Source organism: Nonomuraea sp. 3N208, from assembly GCF_052245935.1.
Classification (GTDB): domain Bacteria; phylum Actinomycetota; class Actinomycetes; order Streptosporangiales; family Streptosporangiaceae; genus Nonomuraea.
Map to the genome: position 1 here is coordinate 1 of NZ_JBQQBR010000087.1, position 20442 is coordinate 20442.

General features: G+C 67.6%; 18 protein-coding genes and 1 pseudogene. 9 read left to right on the forward strand and 10 right to left on the reverse strand.

Annotated elements, in window-relative coordinates; all coding sequences use genetic code 11:
• Positions 1-256: 256 nt before the first annotated feature.
• Positions 257-934 (forward strand): DUF6461 domain-containing protein, encoded by a 678-nt coding sequence (locus ACTWPT_RS58435; protein ID WP_443186199.1) that lies wholly within the window; start codon positions 257-259, stop codon positions 932-934.
• 93 nt (positions 935-1027) lie between these two features.
• Here ACTWPT_RS58435 and ACTWPT_RS58440 read toward each other — a convergent pair whose 3' ends face one another.
• A complete protein-coding gene (locus ACTWPT_RS58440; RefSeq protein WP_443186200.1) occupies positions 1028-1546 on the reverse strand; it encodes a hypothetical protein in 519 nt (172 codons plus the stop codon).
• A gap of 327 nt (positions 1547-1873) precedes the next feature.
• Complete coding sequence (locus ACTWPT_RS58445; RefSeq protein ID WP_443186216.1) at positions 1874-2179, reverse strand: tyrosine-type recombinase/integrase; 306 nt, start codon at positions 2177-2179, stop codon at positions 1874-1876.
• Positions 2180-2252: 73 nt separating this feature from the next.
• Here ACTWPT_RS58445 and ACTWPT_RS58450 point away from each other — a divergent pair, with 73 nt between their 5' ends.
• The 3 genes from ACTWPT_RS58450 to ACTWPT_RS58460 all read left to right on the forward strand — a co-directional run bounded on the left by ACTWPT_RS58450 (position 2253) and on the right by ACTWPT_RS58460 (position 5071).
• Positions 2253-2765 (forward strand): NUDIX hydrolase, encoded by a 513-nt coding sequence (locus ACTWPT_RS58450; RefSeq protein WP_443186201.1) that lies wholly within the window; start codon positions 2253-2255, stop codon positions 2763-2765.
• 221 nt (positions 2766-2986) lie between these two features.
• Entirely contained in the window at positions 2987-3622 is a 636-nt protein-coding gene (locus ACTWPT_RS58455; RefSeq protein WP_443186202.1) for a group II intron maturase-specific domain-containing protein, read from the forward strand.
• Positions 3623-4210: 588 nt separating this feature from the next.
• Entirely contained in the window at positions 4211-5071 is an 861-nt protein-coding gene (locus ACTWPT_RS58460) for a GNAT family N-acetyltransferase (RefSeq protein ID WP_443186203.1), read from the forward strand.
• A gap of 1629 nt (positions 5072-6700) precedes the next feature.
• Here the strand turns inward: ACTWPT_RS58460 and ACTWPT_RS58465 are convergent.
• A complete protein-coding gene (locus tag ACTWPT_RS58465; protein WP_443186204.1) occupies positions 6701-7915 on the reverse strand; it encodes an amidohydrolase family protein in 1215 nt (404 codons plus the stop codon).
• 78 nt (positions 7916-7993) lie between these two features.
• Between ACTWPT_RS58465 and ACTWPT_RS58470 the strand changes: the two genes are divergently transcribed.
• Positions 7994-8608: a TetR family transcriptional regulator gene (locus ACTWPT_RS58470; RefSeq protein ID WP_443186205.1), complete on the forward strand. Its 615-nt coding sequence runs from the start codon at positions 7994-7996 to the stop codon at positions 8606-8608.
• A 185-nt stretch (positions 8609-8793) separates the two neighbouring features.
• On the opposite strand, the gene ACTWPT_RS58475 is transcribed toward ACTWPT_RS58470, so the two are convergent.
• A complete protein-coding gene (locus tag ACTWPT_RS58475; protein ID WP_443186206.1) occupies positions 8794-9528 on the reverse strand; it encodes a helix-turn-helix domain-containing protein in 735 nt (244 codons plus the stop codon).
• Between the two features lie 261 nt (positions 9529-9789).
• On the opposite strand from ACTWPT_RS58475, the gene ACTWPT_RS58480 reads away from it, so the two are divergent.
• Both ACTWPT_RS58480 and ACTWPT_RS58485 read left to right on the forward strand, forming a co-directional pair.
• A complete protein-coding gene (locus tag ACTWPT_RS58480) occupies positions 9790-10149 on the forward strand; it encodes a DUF1048 domain-containing protein (protein ID WP_443186207.1) in 360 nt (119 codons plus the stop codon).
• A gap of 81 nt (positions 10150-10230) precedes the next feature.
• Positions 10231-11469 (forward strand): serine hydrolase domain-containing protein, encoded by a 1239-nt coding sequence (locus ACTWPT_RS58485; RefSeq protein WP_443186208.1) that lies wholly within the window; start codon positions 10231-10233, stop codon positions 11467-11469.
• Positions 11470-11594: 125 nt separating this feature from the next.
• Here the strand turns inward: ACTWPT_RS58485 and ACTWPT_RS58490 are convergent, their stop codons facing one another.
• Positions 11595-14591 (reverse strand): Tn3 family transposase, encoded by a 2997-nt coding sequence (locus ACTWPT_RS58490; protein ID WP_443186209.1) that lies wholly within the window; start codon positions 14589-14591, stop codon positions 11595-11597.
• Between the two features lie 128 nt (positions 14592-14719).
• The gene (locus tag ACTWPT_RS58495; protein ID WP_443186210.1) at positions 14720-15463 is read right to left on the reverse strand and encodes a siderophore-interacting protein; all 744 of its coding nucleotides are present in this window, start codon (positions 15461-15463) and stop codon (positions 14720-14722) included.
• A gap of 201 nt (positions 15464-15664) precedes the next feature.
• Between ACTWPT_RS58495 and ACTWPT_RS58500 the strand changes: the two genes are divergently transcribed.
• Complete coding sequence (locus tag ACTWPT_RS58500; RefSeq protein WP_443186211.1) at positions 15665-16381, forward strand: TetR/AcrR family transcriptional regulator; 717 nt, start codon at positions 15665-15667, stop codon at positions 16379-16381.
• Between the two features lie 42 nt (positions 16382-16423).
• Here ACTWPT_RS58500 and ACTWPT_RS58505 read toward each other — a convergent pair.
• The 3 genes and pseudogenes from ACTWPT_RS58505 to ACTWPT_RS58515 form a co-directional block, all read right to left on the reverse strand.
• Positions 16424-16801, reverse strand: a pseudogene (locus tag ACTWPT_RS58505) (Tn3 family transposase); the annotation flags it as partial.
• 111 nt (positions 16802-16912) lie between these two features.
• The gene (locus tag ACTWPT_RS58510; RefSeq protein WP_443186212.1) at positions 16913-17287 is read right to left on the reverse strand and encodes an STAS domain-containing protein; all 375 of its coding nucleotides are present in this window, start codon (positions 17285-17287) and stop codon (positions 16913-16915) included.
• A 63-nt stretch (positions 17288-17350) separates the two neighbouring features.
• Positions 17351-17545, reverse strand: coding sequence for a hypothetical protein (locus ACTWPT_RS58515; protein WP_443186213.1), 195 nt, complete (start codon positions 17543-17545; stop codon positions 17351-17353).
• Between the two features lie 1006 nt (positions 17546-18551).
• On the opposite strand from ACTWPT_RS58515, the gene ACTWPT_RS58520 reads away from it, so the two are divergent.
• A complete protein-coding gene (locus ACTWPT_RS58520; RefSeq protein ID WP_443186214.1) occupies positions 18552-19508 on the forward strand; it encodes a hypothetical protein in 957 nt (318 codons plus the stop codon).
• 271 nt (positions 19509-19779) lie between these two features.
• Here the strand turns inward: ACTWPT_RS58520 and ACTWPT_RS58525 are convergent, their stop codons facing one another.
• Positions 19780-20073, reverse strand: a complete 294-nt coding sequence (locus tag ACTWPT_RS58525) for a DUF1905 domain-containing protein (protein WP_443186215.1) — start codon at positions 20071-20073, stop codon at positions 19780-19782.
• Positions 20074-20442: the final 369 nt, after the last annotated feature.

Sequence of the window (20442 nt, forward strand, 5' to 3'; positions counted from 1 at the left end):
GATCGTCGTGGGCATCGGACCATCCAGGCCGACCGTGGTGTCCGAGGGCGTGAGGAACCCCGCCACCCCGTCACGGAACGTGCACACGATGCACATCGCCGGACGGAGGGAACGAGAACGCGGGAGATCAGCGCATCCAAAACCGTTCGGGATGCGCGCAGTTCCGGGACGTGGCATCAAGATGTCACTCCTGGCTACTGTTTAGGAACGGTGGAGTGGGCCTGACTATGTCGGTAGGGCCTGCCAAGATCCCGGTATGACGATCGATGCGCTGGCGCCGTTCCGCTGGCTGCGACCGCCGTACGGCGATCAGGGCAACCTACTCGGCGAGATCTACTGCGTGACCTTGCTGCGCGGGCTCGACCCTGCCGAGGTGCTGCGCCGGTTCGGCGCCCGCACGAGCACGGAGATGAGCTTCGCCGAGCTGGATCTGGCGGTCTCCGATTTCACGATGGTGACCGGTGGCGGTGAGGGAGGTGGCCACGTCGGAGTGGTCGCAACCGGCGATGGGTGCGCGGCGGTGGAGCCGTGCGGCTGGTCAGGGACCGACGACCTGACGCTGGCGCGGCTGTCGGCCGGCACCGACGTGGTGTCCGTCTTACGGCATGACTACGCCTGCGACTACTTCCACTACGCCGCCGACGGCATTGCGGTCACGGCTTTCGACCCGACTTCTCCCGAGCATCGCTCCGGTGCCGACACGGACCGGCTCGCTGGCCTCATGCGCGAGTTCGGCCTGCCTCTGGAGGAGGGTTCGGACGAGGAGTGGGACCAGCGGTACGACGACCTGTCTGAGCACGGCCTCGCGTGGATGTTCGCGATGGCGGCCCGCCTCACCGGCGTGACGTTCACCGCCGACCTGCTGAGCGGGCCACTGCTGGTGGGCGCGATCGCCGACCTGCCGCGGGAAGACCTTCAGCGCGAGACACCCTGATACGGCGACCGGCGCACCTTCCGGGGTCAATTACTTACTGGCGAGCTCGCCCATTCAACTGCTGGATGTTGTGGGTGGAAGCGAGCCCGACGGTCACTGTCCGTGCTCTCCGGCGGTGTATCGGCTCCACGCTCCGCCGCCTTCCCGAAGGAGTCGGGCGGTGGTCTTGTCGTGGTAGCCGAGGGCGTCGGCGACGACAGGGGCGGGCATCTCAAGGAGTTGCTGCCGGATGGCGGCGCCGCGGGCGGCCGCGGGGATGCCGATCTCGTTGAGGAGCTCGGATAGGTGGTCGGGGCGACAGGGCTGATGTGCCCGCCGGCCGGGAAACAGCCAACGCGAGGCGCGGTTGGTGGCGGTGTTCATGTTGTCGCGAGCCGCGACGTAATCCAGCCGCAGTGATGCGACCGGCGCGGGGACGGGCGAGGGCGGTTCCCCGAGCCGCAGAAACACGGCTTCGCCCTCGTGCACCAGGTCGTCGACGGTGAGCCGCACGATCCGGGTAAGGGGTTGCGCGTAGAGGAGCACGATGATGCCGGCGACGCCCAGACGCTGGGGAATCTCGACGTCGATCAACAGGCGGCGGAGGGCTGCCAGGCGTTCGTCTTCGGTCATGGTTGCCCGACGGGAGATCTGCATCGCGGGCAGGGACAGGGATCGGGAACAGTGACGGCTTCGCATGGCCCAGGTGAGGAAGGGTCGTAGCCGAATGCGAGCGCTCTCGGTGTTCTCGGCGAACCAGGCGTCGATGTCGTTCTGACGACAGGAGGCGAGAGCGTGGCCACGATTGTCGAGCCACCTGAGGAATAAGGTCGCGGATTTGATCTGGTCGCCGGCGCCATCGCGAACGCTCGGTGTGATGTGGCCCCGCTCTGGTGGCCGTGTAGATGCGCCGGTCGGCCATGATCTCGTGCAGTTTCCAGGTGTAGCCGACATTGCGTTTCATGATTCCCTTCCCGGCTGGGGCTGGAGTGGGGCGGCGACAGTGGCGTCCAGGTGCCGGCGCAGGGTGCGGGTGCGGAAGTCGGAGCTGACGCAGGTGTAGATCGCGGTGGTGCTCGCGTGCTCGTGTCCAACCTGTTCCTGGACGAAGCGCGGGTCCCAGCCGTCTTCGATCAAATGGGTGACGTAGGAGCGCCTTCTGCCCGTACTCGCTGTGTGCGGTTGTGTTCGTGTGGCGATCGAGCAGGTGGCTTTCCATCGGGGTGTTCGCGCTGGGGGTCGTCGCTCGTGTTGCGTTCCGGGCAGGTCATGTGACGCAGATCATTAGCTTGGGTGCTCGTAGAGCAGGTTGTCGGTGGTGCCTGCGATCGTGTCCTGCATGGGCGAGCTGGTCGAGCGAGTGGATGAACTGGACCGCGTGCTGGGAGTCGTGGATCGCGCAGAGGCGGAGCGTCGGCGATGGATGCATCGGATCGCGACGACGATCTGTCGCGATCCGATGCGGCGGATCCTCGTGCTGCGCCGAGCGGAGCAGCACACTCGCTTTCCCGGCCACTATGACGTGATGGTCGGCGGCGCCGTGGACGTGAGCGAGTCGTATGAGGACGCGGCAGCCCGCGAGCTGTCCGAGGAGCTGGGCGCCAGCGTCCCGGTGCGTTTCATGTTCAAGTTCCTGTGCCGGGATGGGGTCAGCCCTGTCTGGTTCGGGGTGCACGAGGCCGTGATCACTGAGCCATTGGTTCCAGATCCGTCCGAGATCGCTTGGCATGCCTGGCTCACAGAGCTCGAACTGCGGGAGGTCGTTGATCGATGGCCTTTCGTTCCCGGTGGGCGAGAGGCGTTGCGCCGATATTTGGTATTCGGGCACGGGGGCCAGCCGTCGGCTGGCTGATCGGCGGCATCATGTCGAGTGGGTGGCTCAGCTGCGTGGCCCGATTCCCTCAGCCCGGGCTGGCAGCCGACGTACTCGGGTGTCGCGGTCGTGCTGGCGGCGGAGTTGGAGGATCTCTTCGTGTTGGGCAGCGAAGCGCCCGCAGGTCATTCGTGGAGAAGACCTTAATCAACTGACAGCCATGCCCCTCCAGTCGCTATCGTCATCCCTGCCGCTGCTTCATGCACTACGCGTTCGACACCTGGCTGGCACGCGAGTTCCCGACTGTGGAGTTCGAGCGCTACGCCGACGACGCCGTGGTGCATTGCGCGACCGAGCGGCAGGCACGTCAGGTGCTGGCCGCACTCGCCGAGAGAATGGAACAGGTCGGGCTGCGGCTGCATCCCGACAAAACCAAGATCGTGTATTGCCGGGATTCGAGGCGACGAGGCTCGTTTGAGCACATCTCGTTCACCTTCCTCGGCTACACCTTCCGCCCCCGCAAGGCCGTCTATCCGGATGGGAAGGCGTTCGCGTCCTTTCTGCCCGCGGTCAGCGCGGCGGCACTCAAGGCGATGGGTCAACGGCTCCGCTCCTGGCGGATCCACATGCGCGGCAGGTCCGATCTCGCTGAGCTCGCCGGATGGATCAACCCCATCGTGACGGGCTGGATCACCTACTACGGCCGGTTCTACCGGTCGCAGCTGTATCCCCTCCTCCGGCACGTCAACACCTACCTGGCGCGCTGGGCCCGAAAGAAATACAAGCGGCTGCGCTCCCTCAAACGGTTCAAAGCCTGGTGGACCGGGATCCTCGATCGAGACCCCGGCCTGTTCAAGCACTGGGCCTGGGAGAGCAACTTCCTCTGGAAAGGATGAGAAGAGCCGTGTAACGGGCGACTGTTACGCACGGTTCTGTGGGAGCCCAGGGGTGGGATTCCCCTGGGCCACCCGACGGTGATTAAGAAGTTTTCTTGAGGGCTGGGTACCGGGGAGCCGGGGTGCTGGTACGGCCTTTGGGGCGGCCCGGCCCGGCTTTGGAGGGTTTCGGCAGGGTAGCCGGTGTGCCCAGGATGATCAGTAGCCGGGGGAAATCGCGGCGAACTCGGCCTGGTGAGAGCCTGCGGTGGTGGCGGCGTTCCCAGGAGTAGCGTTGGTCTTGAGCAAGGCGGGGTCGTGGTCATATCCAGCCGGAAATTCCCGCTACCGGCTGGATATGACCACGACCCCGAACCAAGAACCGATCACGCTGGCCTGCGCCGCCCAGCGAAGCAAACCGCCTCGCTCGATGGCTGGCCAGGAGCCCGCAGGAAGAGATCCAGCGTTGCGTGTGCGCGCATTCGCGTCACTACGGCCAGGAATCCTCGTTGACGGCAGTGATGTACTCGGAGGGTGACTTACCACCAGTTGCGCCCGTTCCGGCCCGACGACGCGTCGGCGGTTCATGGGCTGCATGCCCGACATGCTGTGGCTGATGTCGTCGATGTCCACTCCACCATGGAGCCCGTCCTGGATCCGGACGGCGTGCGGCGCGGGATGGAGGCCGCGGATTGGGCCGTCGTCGCGGTCGATGCGGCCGGTTCGATGATCGGGTGGGGTTCGTTGCAGTCCTGGACGGAAGACGACGGAACCCGTGTCTACCTCAATGACGGCTACGTGGCACCGCCGGCACGGCGGCACGGCCTGGGCCGGTGGTTACTGCGCGAGTCCGAAGCCGTCGCAGCTCGGCTTTCCGTCGGCCACCCCGGGAACAGCCTGACAGTGCTCGGTGCCAACGCATCGACTGTCCAGCGGGACCGGATGGCGTTGCTGGAGCGCAGCGGGTATCGGCAGGTGTTCACCATGGTCGAGATGGAGTACGACGGTTCGCCGGTACTACCCCGGCAGCTACCTGACGGCATCACGGTCCGAGCCGCCACGGTCGCCGACGCCCGACCGCTGTTGGACCTCGCCTCCCGCGTGTGGGCCGGGCGACCGTTCTTCACGGCGCCGAGCGAGGACCGGTTACGCGACTGGCTCGGCCGATCGCAGCTCGATCTGTTTCAGGTGGCGACCATTGCCGAACGCGTGGTGGGGCTCGTCGCCGTGAGCCACACACCCTCCCGCATCGAGATCGAGGACGTTCAGGTCGATCCGGACCTCCAGCGGCGTGGCCTGGCGACCGCGATGCTCACCCGGACGCTCAGCACGCTGACCCGGCAGGGCGCCGGACCGATCCGCCTCCACACCGAGGGCCGCGACCCCGCCGGGGCGCGGTCACTGTACGAGCGGCTCGGCTTCCAGGTGGTCCGTGAGTACCGCCGATACCGCAAGCCCCTCAGCCACTGATCACGCAGATTCTTGATCACGTGCAAGCCCCATCCCTGTCGACGCGCAGCGGTGCGGCAACCTGCATCGGCTATGACCGGGTGCTGGTCATAGCCGGCCGAAATTTCCGCTTGCTGTCCGGCCGCTGTCCTCGGAAGTGCTGAGCTGACTGTTCGCCGCGCTCTGGGCCTCGTTCTCGGAAGTCCTCGCGTCGAGGGCTTCCGGGAACACGGTCTTCTCGGAAGCTGCTGGCCTGCGGAGACAGCCGGTAGCGGGAATTTCCGGCTGGATATGACCACGACCCCGAGGCGGCGTGCGAGCAGGATGTGGGTGTAGGCGGCCAGCAGGATCCAGCTCCAGCGCTCGGCCTGCTCGGGGTGGCGCAGCGCCATGCTGGTCCAGCCGAGCACGCTCTTGAGGAACTTCAGATAGTGCTCGATGTCGAATCGGCGAAGATATGATCTCCAGCATCGGTCCAGGTCGGGGTTGCCCTGGCCGGACCAGAACAGCCACATCGGCTTCGGAGTGTGCTTGCGTCCGCCGGGCAGCCGTTCGGCCTGGACGCGGATGACCGTGCCGGACAGGATCGGTGCTTCGGCCCGGTCGGCGAAGTGGTCCTTCTTGTCGAGCTTGGGGTGCAGGCCGTGCCACGCCTGGACGGTGACCTGGCCGTAGTGCTCATCGTGGACGATCACGGCCTGGTCGGGCTCGCCCCAGGTGGCGGGGCGAGCGCAGGAGAACTGCTCGCCGTGGCGGCGGGGCCGTCCCGGGCGTCCGCCGTTGCCCGCGGGGCGGGGCGGTGGATCGCGATACAGCAGCCGGTCGTTACGGATGCGCACCAGCACCTCGATATCGTCGTTGCCGCTCACGGTGTGCACCCCGCACAACGAGTGATGGGCATCAGCGGGCAGGCCGACGCACCGGCGGGCGTGCTCACCGCTCACATCGGCCTCGCCGTGCAGCTCGTAGACCAGCACGGCCAGGTCGTATCCGGCGTCGTGGACGAACAGCTTGCGCCCTGCTAGCCCAGCTATCCGCAGCCGGTCGGCCAGGGCGCGGATCTGGCCGACGGCGGCCCGCGTCTGCGCCGGGGCACCGGTGGCCACCCGGGTCACGTCCATCGGCGCGACCCACGAATCGTGATCGAGATTGAGCTGGGTGACGTGCTGCCAGGCCCATCCGGGCACCCCGCCGTCCACGCCACCTGGTCCCGACAGGTGATGCCACTCACGCCCGGGACTGGTCTCGGCATAGGGACGCGGGTGCGTACTGGCGTCCACGGCGAAGGTCAGCGGCCAGTCCGCCGGGCCCGATCTCACCAGCAGCTCGCGCACCCGTCCGGCATCGATCGATCCCGCCGCTAATCCGTCGTACAGGCTGCCCCAGCTGCGGCGGAACACCGGCTCCAAACTCAGATACGGCAGCGACGTGATCGTCGGCGCGCACAACACGGCGTCGGTGAGCTCGAACAACGCGTTCCCACGCCTGGTCAGGCAGTCATGCCAGCCCGCCCGGAATTCCCGCAACCTCGCCATCTCCGACGAGCTCATCGTCGATGGCTCTCCCGCCCGCGTTGGCGTAACCGGCATACTGGACTCCACGGCCATCGTTTTAGATCTTCGTTTCCGGCGGGGCGTCCACCGGTTGCCCTCAGCTGGTAAGCGGACCTTCGTCACCGAGTTGGTGCTCGCGTGCTATGCGCTGTCCACCCCGCCAGACGCCGAGGATGTCGAGGGTGTGGTCGATGTCGGCCGTGGGATCGCCGTCGATGAGTACCAGGTCGGCGCGGAGTCCGGGCGCGATTCTGCCCCTGTCGGTGAGGCCGAAGCGGCGGGCGGGGGCGGCGGTGGCGGCGGTCAGGGCCTCCCGGGGCGTCAGGCCCGCGGCCACGAGCCGGCGCAGTTCATGGTGCAGGGTCGCGCCGTGGGCTGTTCCCATGTTGGAGGCGTCGGATCCGGCTAGCACGGTGACGCCGGCGTCGCGCAGCTCTGTCAGCGTGCGGGTCGCCACGTCGAAGTCGTGCCGTGCGCCTTCGCCGAGCGGCACGGGTTCCATGGTGAGCATGCGCCGTGCCCCTTCGCCCAGGTATGGCGCGACCCGGAGGTCTGTGGCCAGTTGTCGGCCTTGCGGCCTGCCGAACAGCTCGCCGAGTACGGCGAGCGTGGGGATCACCACGGTTTCCCTTGCCGCCAGCTCATAGGCGAACTCTGGGGCGGGCCGGTCGACGAATAAGTGGCCGAGCACGTCGACGCCTGCCGCGACTGCCAGCCGGGCCGACTCCGCGGTCAGCGCGTGGGCGACGGTGATCCTGCCTCTGTCGTGGGCGGCGGCGACCAGCGCATGGAGTGTCTCGTTGGGCATCGTCGGGGTCGGCATGCCCACGGTAGAGCCGTCGTCGAGCAGGATCTTCAGGTAGTCGGACCCTTCGGCCAGTCGCTCGGCCACGAAGGCTTCAGCCTGCTCGGGGGTGGTGAGGGTGGGGAAGGGCGGCAGGAGGCCCATCTCGACGAGGTACCAGCCGTACCCGCCGGGGATCGTGGCGGCGGTGCCTGCGGTGCGCAGGTCCGCCAACTCGGGGGCGGCTGCGGCCGCGGCGCGGAGCTTGGCGGCCTGGACGGGGTCGGCCATCATGTCGAGGACGGTCGTAACCCCGAATACCGAGGCCTGTTGCAGATCGCCGGGGAAGGCGTGCGCGTGCGCGTCGATGAGGCCGGGTATCAGGGTGGCTCCGCGCCCTTCGACGACGACCGCTCCGGGTGTCTCTGCCTCTCCGATCACGGTGATGAGCCCTTCGGCGACGGTGACGTGCGTGGGCGGAAGGACCTCCTCGCCGTCGAACACCTTGACGTCGCGGAATAGTAGCATGGCGAGCTCCTTTACATACATGCATATACGTATCTTTAGTGAAGCATACATGCCCGCATGTATGGGAAACTGTCCGGCATGCGGAGAACTGCGGAGGAGGCGGCGGCCACCCGCCGCGCCCTGCTGGTCGCGGCCCTTGCGGAATTCGCAGAGCTTGGTTACGCCGCGGCCACCCTCGCCGGGATCGCCGCACGGGCAGGAGTCACCCGCGGCGCGCTCTACCACCACTTCACCGACAAGGCCGAGCTCTGCCTCACGGCGATCAGCGAACTGTGGGTCGAGGCCGCCACGCCCGTCTGGAACAAGCTCGACGGCCCAGAACCACCTCTCCGACGCGTCGCCGACTTCCTCGTCGCGTTCTTCACGGCACTGGAGGAGGATTCGACGTTCCGGGAAGTGTTCGCACTGTCGATGCGCAGCACCGAGGGCGCACCCGAACTGGCACGCGGCCTGCACGACAAGCAGGCCATCATGGAAGGCTGGCGGCGGCAGATGGCACAGCTGCTGAGCTCGGCCGAACTCCGCCCGGGCGTCACCGCCAACACGGCGGCGCTCGCGATCATCAACGCGGCCAACGGCACCGCCGCCACCTGGCTGGCATGCCCCGCTCTGTTCTCACCCGCACAACAAGCCCAGTCACTCGCCGACGCCATCCTCCACGGCTTCGCCAAGCCGCCGGATGCCGCCCAATAGGACACACCTCAACCGGGGTCAACCTCATCCCCGCTCGGGTCCCGTGGCGCTTCACCCTTCACCCGCTTCAACCCCGATCGGCATCGCAGCCGATCCCACCGCAGCATCCGTCTTCAAATGATCATCTTCGCCACATCAGGTGAGAACCCACACACGGCCTTAAACGCAAGGTGGGGGCCATTGCCTTATCCGGACAGGGGTGCACGGGCGTTCCGGTCGGCCTGGTTCTGCTGCCACTGCTCCATGACCTGCCGGAGGGGTGCGTTCACCGAGAGCAGGAACTCGGCGGCCACGCCGAAGCGGGCGCCGGCCGGGGTCGCGGCCCCAAGGATCTGCGCCGCGCGCTGCGACGCGGCGATCAGGGTGTCGTTCTGCTGCACGGCCGCGAGAGTGGAGCGGACCCAGACCTCGTCGTCAACGACGTAGCGTTCGCGGCGCCCGCCGGGAGTGCGTTCCCGCTTGATGAGTCCCTGCTGTTCGAGGAAGGCGACGGTCTGTGAAATCGACGCGGGGCTGACGTTAAGCCGATGGACCAGCTCGGCGGCGGTGAGGGTGCCGGAGTCGGTGACGTACAGGCAGGCCAGCACCCTGGCCGTCATCCGGGGCATGCCCTGCTGTTCCAGGAGCGCGGCGAAGGATTCGGTGAGGTCCTGGACCGCCCGGGGATCGCGCCCGTGGCTGCTATCGCCGACCGGCGGCGCCGGGGACTTGGCCTTACGGTGCCGGCGGGCCCGCTGCTGGGTGGCCTCCTGCGCCCGCTGCGCCCTGTAGTCGTCGGGTCCGCCGTTGCGGGTGACCTCCCGCATGATGGTGGAGCCGGGCCGCCCGAGACGGCGGCCGATCTCTGTGTAGCCGAGCCCTTCGGCCAGCCCGGCAGCGATCTGCTGACGGTCCTCGCTGGTGAGCCTGTCTCCGGGCATCGACGCTCGTCTCCCATCTGCGTGCGTGCGCGGGCTCGGCGCCCGCACTCCCGCCGCACAGTATGCATTCACTCGCACGTCATTGCAATCCAAAGCTTGATCACCCATTGCATTCAGTCCCATATTCATTGCAATATCAGTCACATGCCCGAGCTGTACAGGCTTTTTGATGCCGAGGAATGTTGACCAATATCTGAATGCAATGTACTGTCACAGACGTTCAGCAATGCATGAACGTCTGACGCAAAGGAGACAGAGGATATGTCTGACATCGCAATGGGTGGCTTCATCGCGAGGATGATCGGCCCCAAGCGGCGGTGGCGGCAGTACAAGGCGCGCGTGAGCCAGCTCCCGCCGAACTACCGCACGGCGGTCGAAGCGATCGAGCGGCACATGATGCACTTCGTGCCGACCGACGGCGACAGCGACGCGTCGCGGTTCGAGAAACTCGCCGCCCTGTTCGAACAGGCTGCGGCGAACGGGACGCCGATCCGCGAGATCGTCGGGCATGACCCGGTGAAGTTCGTCGAGGAGTTCGTCCGCGACTACTCCGACGGCGGCTACGTCCCCGCGCGTGCGCGCAAGCAGCTGACCGACGCCATCGCGCGCGTCGCCGTCTGAGACCGCCAGACTCCCGACTCTCGTGCGCGCCGCGCCGGGACGGGACTTGCAAGATCAAACATTGTGTAAAGGAGATTCACGATGGGACACAGCAACAGCGGCTTCTCCAAGACCGGGCTGGACAGACTGCGCGATGTGCTGGCACGGCATGTCGAGTCCGGGAAGATCCCCGGGCTGGTCGCCCTGGTCAGCCGGGGCGAGGAGACCCACGTTGAGACGATCGGGACGATGCGCCATGACGGTGGCGCGCCGATGCGCCGCGACACCATTTTCCGGATGGCCTCCACGACCAAGCCGGTCGGGGCGGCGGCGGCGATGGTGCTGGTGGACGAGTGCCGGCTGCGGCTGGACGACCCAGTGGATCCGTGGCTGCCCGAGCTCGCCGACCGGCAAGTGCTGACGCGGCCCGACGGACCGCTGGACGACACGGTGCCGGCGCGGCGGCCGATCAGCGTGCGGGACCTGCTCACCTCCACCAACGGGCTCGGCATGGACATGACCGCGCCGGGCGCCCCGATCATGGGAGCGCTCTTCGAGCGGGGTGTCTACGGCCAGGAGGACGGATGGCTGCTGCCCGCGCCGGACCCGGATGAGTGGATGCGCCGCCTCGGCACCTTGCCGCTGATCTGCCAGCCCGGCGAGCGGTGGATCTACAACATCAGCAACGACGTGCTCGGCGTGCTGGTGGCCAGGGTCACCGGGCAGTCGTTCGAGGAGTTCCTGCGCGAGCGCATCTTCGACCCGTTGGGCATGAAGGACACCGGCTTCCACGTGCCCGCCGACAAGATCGACCGGCTGCCGCCGCTGTACGCCCCCGACTGGCAGACCGGAGAGTTCCGCGTGGAGGACCCTGCCGAAGGGGGGCACCACAGCACGCCTCCGGCGTTCCAGTCCGGCGGCGGCGGGCTCGACTCCACCGCCGACGACTACCACGCCTTTTTCCGGATGCTGCTCAACGGCGGGATTCACGACGGCGAGCGGATCCTGTCCCGGCCCGCGGTCGAGCTGATGACCACCAATCAACTTCCGCCCGAGCAGCTGGCCGCCCGGGAGGCTTTTGGCCGCGACTCCGTCCATCGAGGGTACGGCCTGGGGCAGCACGGCGGCTGGGGGTTCGGCATGGCAGTGCGCACCTACCGGGGCGACTACGCGCCCGTCGGCCAGTTCGGCTGGGACGGCGGCAGCGGCACCACCGTCTACGCCGACCCGCACCACCAACTCGTCGGCATCCTGCTCACCCAGACCGGCATGTCCACCCCGGATTCGGCGCGGGCCATCCACGACTTCTGGACCACGCTCTACCAGGCCATCGACGACTGACAGCCCATGCCTGGTCGAGTCGGTCCGACAGAGAGACTTGACCAGGCTCCGGCCTTCGAGCGCGCACCCTTGTTGGTCATGTCCGGAAACGGGGAACTGTGACTCAAACGATCAACAAGTTGCCGTCATACGCCGCCGAGCGAGCCGAGACCACCGATGCTCAGCCGGGCGTTCAGGTCGAGGCGGACCTCGCCGTACGGGCGCACGTGCAGCCAGAACAGCGGGGTCAGGCCGCGCCGGTCGACCGGGGTAAGCAGGGCGGCCCACCTCTCTTCGGCCAGAACGTCTTGCAGCATCAGGACATTCACGTAGACGAGCGCGGCCTGGAGGATGCGAAGACACAGCGCGGTCATCTCCACCTCATCGCGCCGGTTGGTCGAGATCTCGCCACCGCGGCCGTAGCACAGCACCGCGTTGGCGCGATTCCACGCCTCCACCACGTTCAGCCCTTCCTCGATCTCCCGCTGCAGGTCGCGATCGCGTAAGTAACGGGCGACGAACGTGGTACGTGCGGCCCGGCCGATCTCCAGCATCGCCTGGTAGGCCGGGTGAGAGGCGGTGCGGGTGAAGCGCGACAAGATAGCCTCGGTGGAGGCGGTGCGGGTGCGGATCGCGGTGGCGTACTTGATGACCTGGTCATAGTTGGTGGCGATGATGTCCCAGCGGACCGGCCTGGTCATCGCCGGCGCCAGGTTCGCATACCGAGCCAGGTCGCCGTAGTCGGCTTGGTGAAGCTTGACGCGGTTGATCTGCTTGATGCGCGGCAGCAAGTCCACGTTGAGGAGTCGCGTCACCCCGAAACCAGGCTCCGACTCCCCGTGCGAGTCGACATAGTTGCCCTCGACCTTCATGGTGGTGCCGTGCCGAATGGCACCCTCCACCATCGCGGCCACCTCGGAGGCCGACGCTTTGAGCGTCTGGGAGTGCACCACCACCGACCCGCGCTCCACGTGCCAGTACACCAAGATCCCGCGACCTCCATACCGCGAATGCCACTCGGTGAACAAGTTCTGATCCCACGCCCGGAAATGCGTGGAGTCGGAGGCGACCGCCGTCGAGCCCTGCCCCCACAGGCCGGCGTCGCGGGCGGCGAAGGTGGCGTTGGCGATCTCGATCGCGATGGTGCGGGCTACCTCCGGGATCAGGTACCGGCGGCGCACGTAGCGCAGGTCCTCCTCGCTGTGATCGTGGGCGCCGGAGACCACCTGCCGGATGCCGCAGTTGGTGCCATAGGCATAGATGACCAGCATGAGCCGCTCTGCCAGCACCTCCGGGCTCATATGGCCGGTGCCGGTCGCCGCGGTCACCTTGGCCAGGCAGCCGGTGCGCAGAATCGCCTCCTCGAGAATGTCAATCAGCGGGACCGCGCTCCACCGCCGGGCCACCTCGTTCTTGATCCGGCGCAGGTTGCGCGGCTCCTCAGCGGCCTCGATCGGCGTCAGCTTGATCGCCCCCGCCTTACGGTCGCTGATCTCCACCCAGTCCAGGGAGGGCAGCGCGTCGTTGAGGTCGGCCAGGGCGGTGGTCATCTCCTCGCGAAGGGTGTCGCAGAACTCGGTCGGGTCCAGGGGTTTGCGCAGCTCGCGGTAGTGCTCGGCGCGGCGAGACTCGTAGTCGCTGGGCAGGTCCTCATCCGGGTTGCGCCACCGGTCGGCGCCGACGACCCAGATCTCCTTGCAGCGCAGCTGCTCGCGCAGGGTTTGGAAGGTGGCCACCTCGTACACCATGCGTGATACTCGGCGCCGGCCGCGGGTGTCGGCGCGGTAGACCAGGTCGGCCCAGTCCTTGACGGTGCCCTTGTGCTGGGGCGCGGTCTCGCCGAGCGGGTAGTAGGTGGTGTTGCCGGCCTTGGCGTAGCGCTTGACGAGCTTGAGCGCGTCGATGACGGGCTGGTGGGCGGTGTTGTTGGAGCGGAACTCCAGCACCTCCAGCAGTTCGATCAGGCCGCGCCGGTAGTGGTTGGTGTAGGAGGCCTTCAGTGTGGTCTGCACGGTGCGCCGATAGACCGGCCCCTTGGTCTTGAACTCGTGCACCAGCTCGCGCAGCGTCTGCTCACCGCCGCGCACCGCGGGGAAGACCACGTCGCGTACCGTGCCGTCCGGCTTGGTCAGCGAGGCGTCGGCGATGGTGAACAGGAGGTTCTCCTTGCCCGACACCCGTTTGAAGGCGTTGATGAGTTCCTCGGTGACCTTGCGCTCGGCGCGGGCGCCGACCCGGTGCACGGTGGCGATCAGCAGATCGACCAGGTTGTCGGTGACCTCACGCTCCCGCTCGACCAGCAGCGCGGCCAGCAGGGTGACGGTCGCGTCCGGCGCGTTGCGGGCCCGCCGGCGCAGATGCGAGGGCGACTCCACCGCGGCCCGGAAACGCCACCCGGCCAATACCTTCGGTGCCACATCCGCGAACAGTCCCGTGGGCAACCCGATGGCGCGGATCGCGTTCAGCTTACGAATCTCGGTCAGCATCGAGTCCAGGCTCACGTTGCCCGGCATCGCCTTGATCAAGGCCAGGACCGAACCCTCGTCCTTCTGGTCGTCCTCGACCTCCTCCTGCTGGGCCTCATCGCCAGCCTCACCGGCGTCGCCGTCAACAGCGATCAGGGCCAGCACGCGGGCCGTCGCCTCGGCATCCAGCCGGGCCGCGATCTTCGCGAACCAAGTCTCCTCGGCGTTGTGCAGTGCCGACCGCACGATCCGGGTGATGCGCCCAGGCGCGGGCGGCTCTATCCGCTCAGCCCGGCACTGCTTGAGCAGCTCCTCGCGAACCCGGTCCGATTGCCGCTCGGCGTGCGCGACGTTGAGCGCCAGCCAGTCGATCAGCTTGTCAGCGTCGGCGACCGAGCACTCCCGAAAACCGAGATGATCGCGGATCTCGCGGCGGTGTCGCTCGATCGTCCGGCCCGACCACTCATACAGGCCCACGCTGCCGGGTGACGTCTTGGTCTGGCGCGCGACGTAGTCGACCACCTCGTCGGGGAAGTCGCTCCGGCCACGAGGGAACCGCCCGTGCTGGGTGTAGTACTTCAGCAGCAACGCGAACGGCAGCCGGGTGTTCTCGTGCTTGGCGTTGACCAGGTCGGCCTCGTCGCTGAGCACCGTCCAGTGGTCGACCAGTTCATCCATGCCTAACGGCGGACGCTCCATATCTATGGATCCGCCCGAAGCGGCAGGGCATTACAGCAGGTCAGTTAAGGGGCCGCCCACATTTGGCGGTTGGTGACACGTCCGTTAACGGCACCCCTCCTTGACGGTCAGTGCAGGCCCCGCTTGCCCGGGGCCCAGAACGGCTTGACCTTGATCGAGGTACGCGGCCAGTTGCGTTCGCGTACCAAGAAGTCGCGCACCAGCTGGCAGGTTCTCGCCTCCCCGGCCACGTAGGCGGCTCCGGCGTTGCCCGGGAGGTCGAGTTCGGCCACGGCCGCGAGCAGCACCGGGGAGGCGACGGCGGGGGCGCCGTGGCGGTGGACGCGGCGCAGCGGCGGCGTCCCGGCCATGGGCAGGTCGTGCTCGGGGGTCTCGCTCTCCAGGACGCCGTACACCTCGGCCGAGGCTCCCAACGCTCTGATCATCGGTCCGAAGGCGGCGCTGGCGGTCTCCTCTCCGATGAACACGTGGTAGTCGGCCTCGCGGGTGAAGAAGTCACCTTGCGGCCACCAGAAGGTCGCCCGGTTTCCGGGCCGGGCCGCCCGCGCCCACTTCAGTCCGATGCCGTCGCCCGCGTACAGGTGGACGCGCAGTTCGATCGCCTTTCTACCGGGGTCGAGGTCCCAGATCGTGTAGGTGCGCAGCGTCTCGGCTGGGCGCAGGATGCCCGACACCGACAGCGGGTCCTTCAGCTGGATCCTGATGTGCTGGCCGGGGGTGTAGGGAAAGGCGACGGGCTGGTCGGTTTCCAGCCGGATCCGGCGTATGGCGGGGGTGACCTGCTCGGCGACGGTGACGGTCGCCTCCATGGCGTACTTGCCGAACAAGCGGTCGCGCATGGTGCGGGCCATGTCAGGAGTCCTTGCGCCGCCGGACGTGGGCGGATCTGGACATCCGCCACCACACGGCCGCAACCAGCACCACCACCGCGAGAAGGATCCACACAGGCTCCATGTCCACTCCTTATGGGTTCTAGATTGTTTATAGCCATTAAGGAAACATAGATGCCTTAAGATGTCAATCGCGGCGACAGAACGACAAGAGGGGCGATGATGTCCGCACACACCAGCAGGCGGGAAAGGCTGCGCCAGGCCACCCTGGAGGAGATTCACGCGGCCGCGCGCAGGCTGCTGGTCGAGCAGGGATCGGCCGCGGTGACCATCAACGCGGTCGCCCGGCAGGTCGGCATGAGCGGCCCGGCTCTTTACCACTACTACGCCGGCCACGACGAGCTGGTCGGCGCGGTGACCGCGGACTTCTTCCGCGAGTTGGCCGCCGTCATGGAGCAGGCCCGCGACGCCTGCGCCGGCGCGCCGATCGGCTACCGCATGCTGGCCGTCTGCCGGGCCATGCGCGCCTGGGCCATCGCCCATCCCGCCGAGTTCGGCTGGATCTTCGCCAGCCCCATCGCACCGCCGAACCGGCGGCCGGACTCGGTGCGCCACCAGGCCGCCCTGCGTTTCGAGCAGGTCTTGCTGGACCTAACGGTCGAGCTGTGGCGGACACGGCCGTTCCCGGTGCCCGACCTGGCCGACCTGCCCGCCTCCCTGCGTGAGCAGCTGACCGCCTACTCCGCCGCCATCGATGGGCGACTGCCGCCCGAGGCCGCCCACGTCTTCCTGGCGTGCTGGATCAGGCTGTACGGCCTGCTGTGCATGGAAGTCCTGCACCAACTGGACTTCGCCTACACCGACCTGGAGCCCGTCTTCGAAGAGTGCCTGCGCGACCTGGCGGTCGCCCTCGACATCGACGACGACGCAGCGGCATGACTCCGACACCGGTCGTCGGGAGAGATACGTAACTGCGGGGCTTTAGACGCCGTCCTCGTCCACGACCGCCGAAGACGCATCCTGGGGTAGCACCGCCGCTCCGAGCGGCCGCAGGCCCTTGTCCGGGGCCGAGGAGGCGATCGCATAGCGTCCCAGGCAGTTGAGGTGGGCGTGGCCCAGCGGGCTGAGCCGGGCCACATCCTCGTCCTTGACCGGCACGCCCTGGGCACGCAACTGATCCACGATCGCCGACAAATACTTCGAATTCCACAACACCACGGCATTGAGCACCAGCCCTAACGCCGCTAACTGATCTTCCTGCCCCTCCCGGTAGGCCTGCCGGATCTTCCCGGCGTTGCCGTGGCAGAGCTTGCGCGCCAGCCGGTGCCGAGACTCCTGGACCGAAAGCTGCTTGCCCAGACCGCCGTACCAAACATCGCAGCCGATCAGCTTTCTGTTGCTGCTGACACGCCGAAGCCCTGGAGCGCCGTGTCGGCGGCCGCCGACGCGACGTTCGAGGTCCTGCACCGGTTACAGCCCGCCTTGAGGAAATTGGCTGGCGTGCAGGGCCGCGAGGATGGCCCCTTCCACGCTGTGATGCACGGTCAGCACGGGCTTGGCCCCGGTGGTGTTCAGCAGGCGGTCGGGTGACTCCTGCAGGGCGGCCAGGTGCAGGTCGCCGCCGTGCTGGCGGGTCAGGGCCCGGGCGTTGAGCAGGACGCGCAGGCCGGAGTGGCCCACGAGCGGTACTTCGCTGAGGTCGAGTACCAGGTGGTCGCCCGGCCGGTAGCGGGCGCGGCTGATGAAGGTGTCCAGCCGGTCGGCGTTGGCCGCGTCCAGGTCTCCAGCCACCGAAATCACGGTGACGCCGGGCATGTGCTGGCAAGCGAACGTGGGCGGGGTCATTGCGGCTCCCCGGCAGCGGGTGGACCTTCCGGCAGGGCGGGAACGGGTGAGGGTGGCCATGGCTCAGCCCTGCGCCCGGGCCAGGAACGTCATGACGGCCAGGGCGAGGCCGACGAAGCCGGCGAAACCGGCCGCTCCGGCCAGCACCGCCAGCGGCACCGGGGTGCCGCCCAGCCAGGCGAAGCCGCCGCCGGCGAAGGCGACGAAGAGACCGGCGGTGACGATAACGGCCACCCACAGTCCCCGGTTGTTGTTCATGGCGTTCCTCACGGCGTTGTGAAGGGGGTCAAGGTCATCGGACACACGCACCCCTGGGGGTGTACGGCGGCGCCGGAGCGTGCCCGTGCCCCCGGGCATGCGGTCCCCTCCATGCCTAGTGCCTCGCCCTCCCGCAGCCGGCCGGACAGATCACAACCGGGTCGTTCCGGAACGAACCCGTGCCGTCGAACGGGTTTCCCAAATCCACTGCGGGACATCTGGCCTCGGCGGCGTGCCACGCCCTCTGGAGGCTCGCCGGACGCCCCCACATCGCGTCCCGCGTCGTTCCGGAACGGCTCCCGGCAGGCGTTCCGGAACGGCCCGCGCGCGGACCGTTGCGGAACGATCCGGAACGATGGAGGCCTGCGCAGAAGCCCGATCGGAAAGATGGGGAGATGACCATGTCGTACCGGGTCGTTCCGGATGCGGCGGCCGCGGGCATGTGGGCTTCAGCGCTCCGCGCAGTGCGAGAGACTTTTGCTTTCCGTTTACCTCAAGGCGCACTCTGTGATTGGCGGTGACCGCCACGATGACTTGGCCGTGCGGTCGACGCTCCCCTGGAGCGGCTCTATGAAGAACTGCGGCGGTTGCGCCGTAAGGCTGGCAATGTCTCCTACGGGTGCATCGCCAAGAAGAACACGCTTGGCCTGAGCAAAACCACCGTGGCGGCCATCTTCACCGGTCAGGGCCGTAAGGGGCCTCCATGCTGGGAGAACGTGGCCAGCGTGTACGACGTCCTGCACGCCGAGCTGCAAAGCACCGGCGTGAGCGCCGACAGCCTCGGCACCAAGCAGGACCTGTATCTGCTCCACCAGCAGGCCGTCGACGCGGCGCAGACCGAGGCCCCGGCGGAGCCGAGGGCCTCGCCCTCCCCGCCGGCGGCCTCCACCCCGGAGGCCTGCACTCCGGAGGCCTCCGGAGACCTCCCGCCCGGCCCGGCGCTCACGATCCCGCCACCCGCGCGCCTTCTCCCGACGCCTGCACCTCGCTCAGCCCCGCACCGGCGATGCCCCTGGACGGGCTGGACACGCTGCCCCAACCCAACGGCCCGGCGGACAAGCCCTGGCCCGCATCGCAGGACATCCCCAGCGGCCCGATGCCGGGCACGGACCAGCCTGCGCCGAACCCGGCCCCTCGTGGAACAGAGGACCTGGCGACGCCCGACCTTGCCCGCCACACCCAGCACCGGCCTGACCCATCTCACCGGCTGGAGGACGACACTCAGCCCGTGGAGAAGGAGGCCGCCCTGGCCCTCATGGGCAGCTCGCCCCCCAGACAGGCCGCAGCAGATCGCATGCGCAGCTGGTTCGGCCCGCGCGGCCCAGAACTTCTCAGCGCCTGCGATGACGATCCGGACGACCAGGACGCTCTGGCGGCCTTCAGGCTCGACATCCTGCTCATCAACAACGACGCCCCCCAAGAAGGCGTTCTGTTCCTCCAGCGCGCCGCCCGCGTGAACAGCAAGCTGAGGCTCACCCTGCCCGACCTCACCGTCCGCGACCGGCTGTGCGGCGCCATCGTCAGCGACGTCTGCCGCGACATCGCCGACGCCTACGGCGCCAGCGGCATGAAGACCAGGGCGAGAAGGTGGAATGCCTACAGTGACACCATCGACACCACCTTCCTGCTCGCCGCCCTGCTCTACCGCCGCACACAGCCCGCCGGCCGCCACGCACGCGACGTCATCCATGACCTGGTCCGCCTTGAAGACAGCGAGATCAAGCAGATCAGCACCATCTACACGTTCAAGCGCGCCGCCGACCCTTCACCCACGACGCCCCCGGGTGGCGCGGCGGCTCCCACCCTGTACCCCTCGTACCCCTTCGACAGCTCTCGGCAGGCCGACCTCTGGGATCAGCTCTTCAGCAATCTCGATTCTGACGACGATTTCTGGAACGACATCACTACTCGCGACGTCAAGACCAAGCGCCGCCTGCCATGGATCCGCCCGGCAACCTGGTAGCCGCCAACGCCACTGCAACCTGGCCGAAACAGGGCCACATCCGGGGACTCGGTTCCACCGTGCAGCAGCTACCTAGAGCCCACCCAGGCGCCGTCTCGCATCCCCACCACAGACGGGGCCAGCGGCCACCACAAGTAAGCCGCGCCCGCGCGGCGGTGACGGCGTGCAGACAGACCTGCGGCAGCGAGAGCCCCAGGCGGTGCTCGGCGACGTGCACACGGCCGACGACGGCCTGGCGGCTGCCGCTGAATCAGGTCTACGACTGCCCTGCCTAGGAGAAACGATGCGTCAGGTGCACCGTCACCTCGTCGCCGACGGCCTTGCCGATGATCTTCCGAAATGGTGCGCGAAGCGGCATCATGTGTGTGCCTCCGCCGACCGGCAGCATGGTTGCTTCATATGCGTGCCCGTCCACAGTGCCTGCCACCTTCACGGCCTTCCCGGTGCCGAAGAAGTCCGCCGAGCCGGGCATCTGCACACATGGCCAACCGCTGTTGGAATCGGCAACGATTGAGGCGGTGAACGTGGCATCGATTTCGCGCGTCGTTCTCCCGGTATCAGCCATGGTGAAGTCCTCCGTCTCGTGTTAGTGCTGGGGTGCCTGGGCCCGTGAGTTCATCTGCGCCGATGGGCCGCCCGGACACTGCCAGCAGCAGCGCCAGGGCGGTGCCGCGCACCTTCGGACCTTCGCCGACGTCAATGCTTGCGTCGGTCACCATCAAACGCAGTCCATGTGCTCGTTCCTTGCCTCCGCCGAGCGCCACACCGGTGCTGAGTTGGTGACGAAGCGCGGCGGCGACGTGCGCGACGGGCCTGTCCAGAAAACGGTGTAACTCGATCTTGAATTAGTTCTATCGAGTGGTCGGGGTCAGACGGCCTTCGAAGGTGATGGCGAAGGCGTTCAGAGCGGCTTTCCAGCGGGTGATCCAGCGTT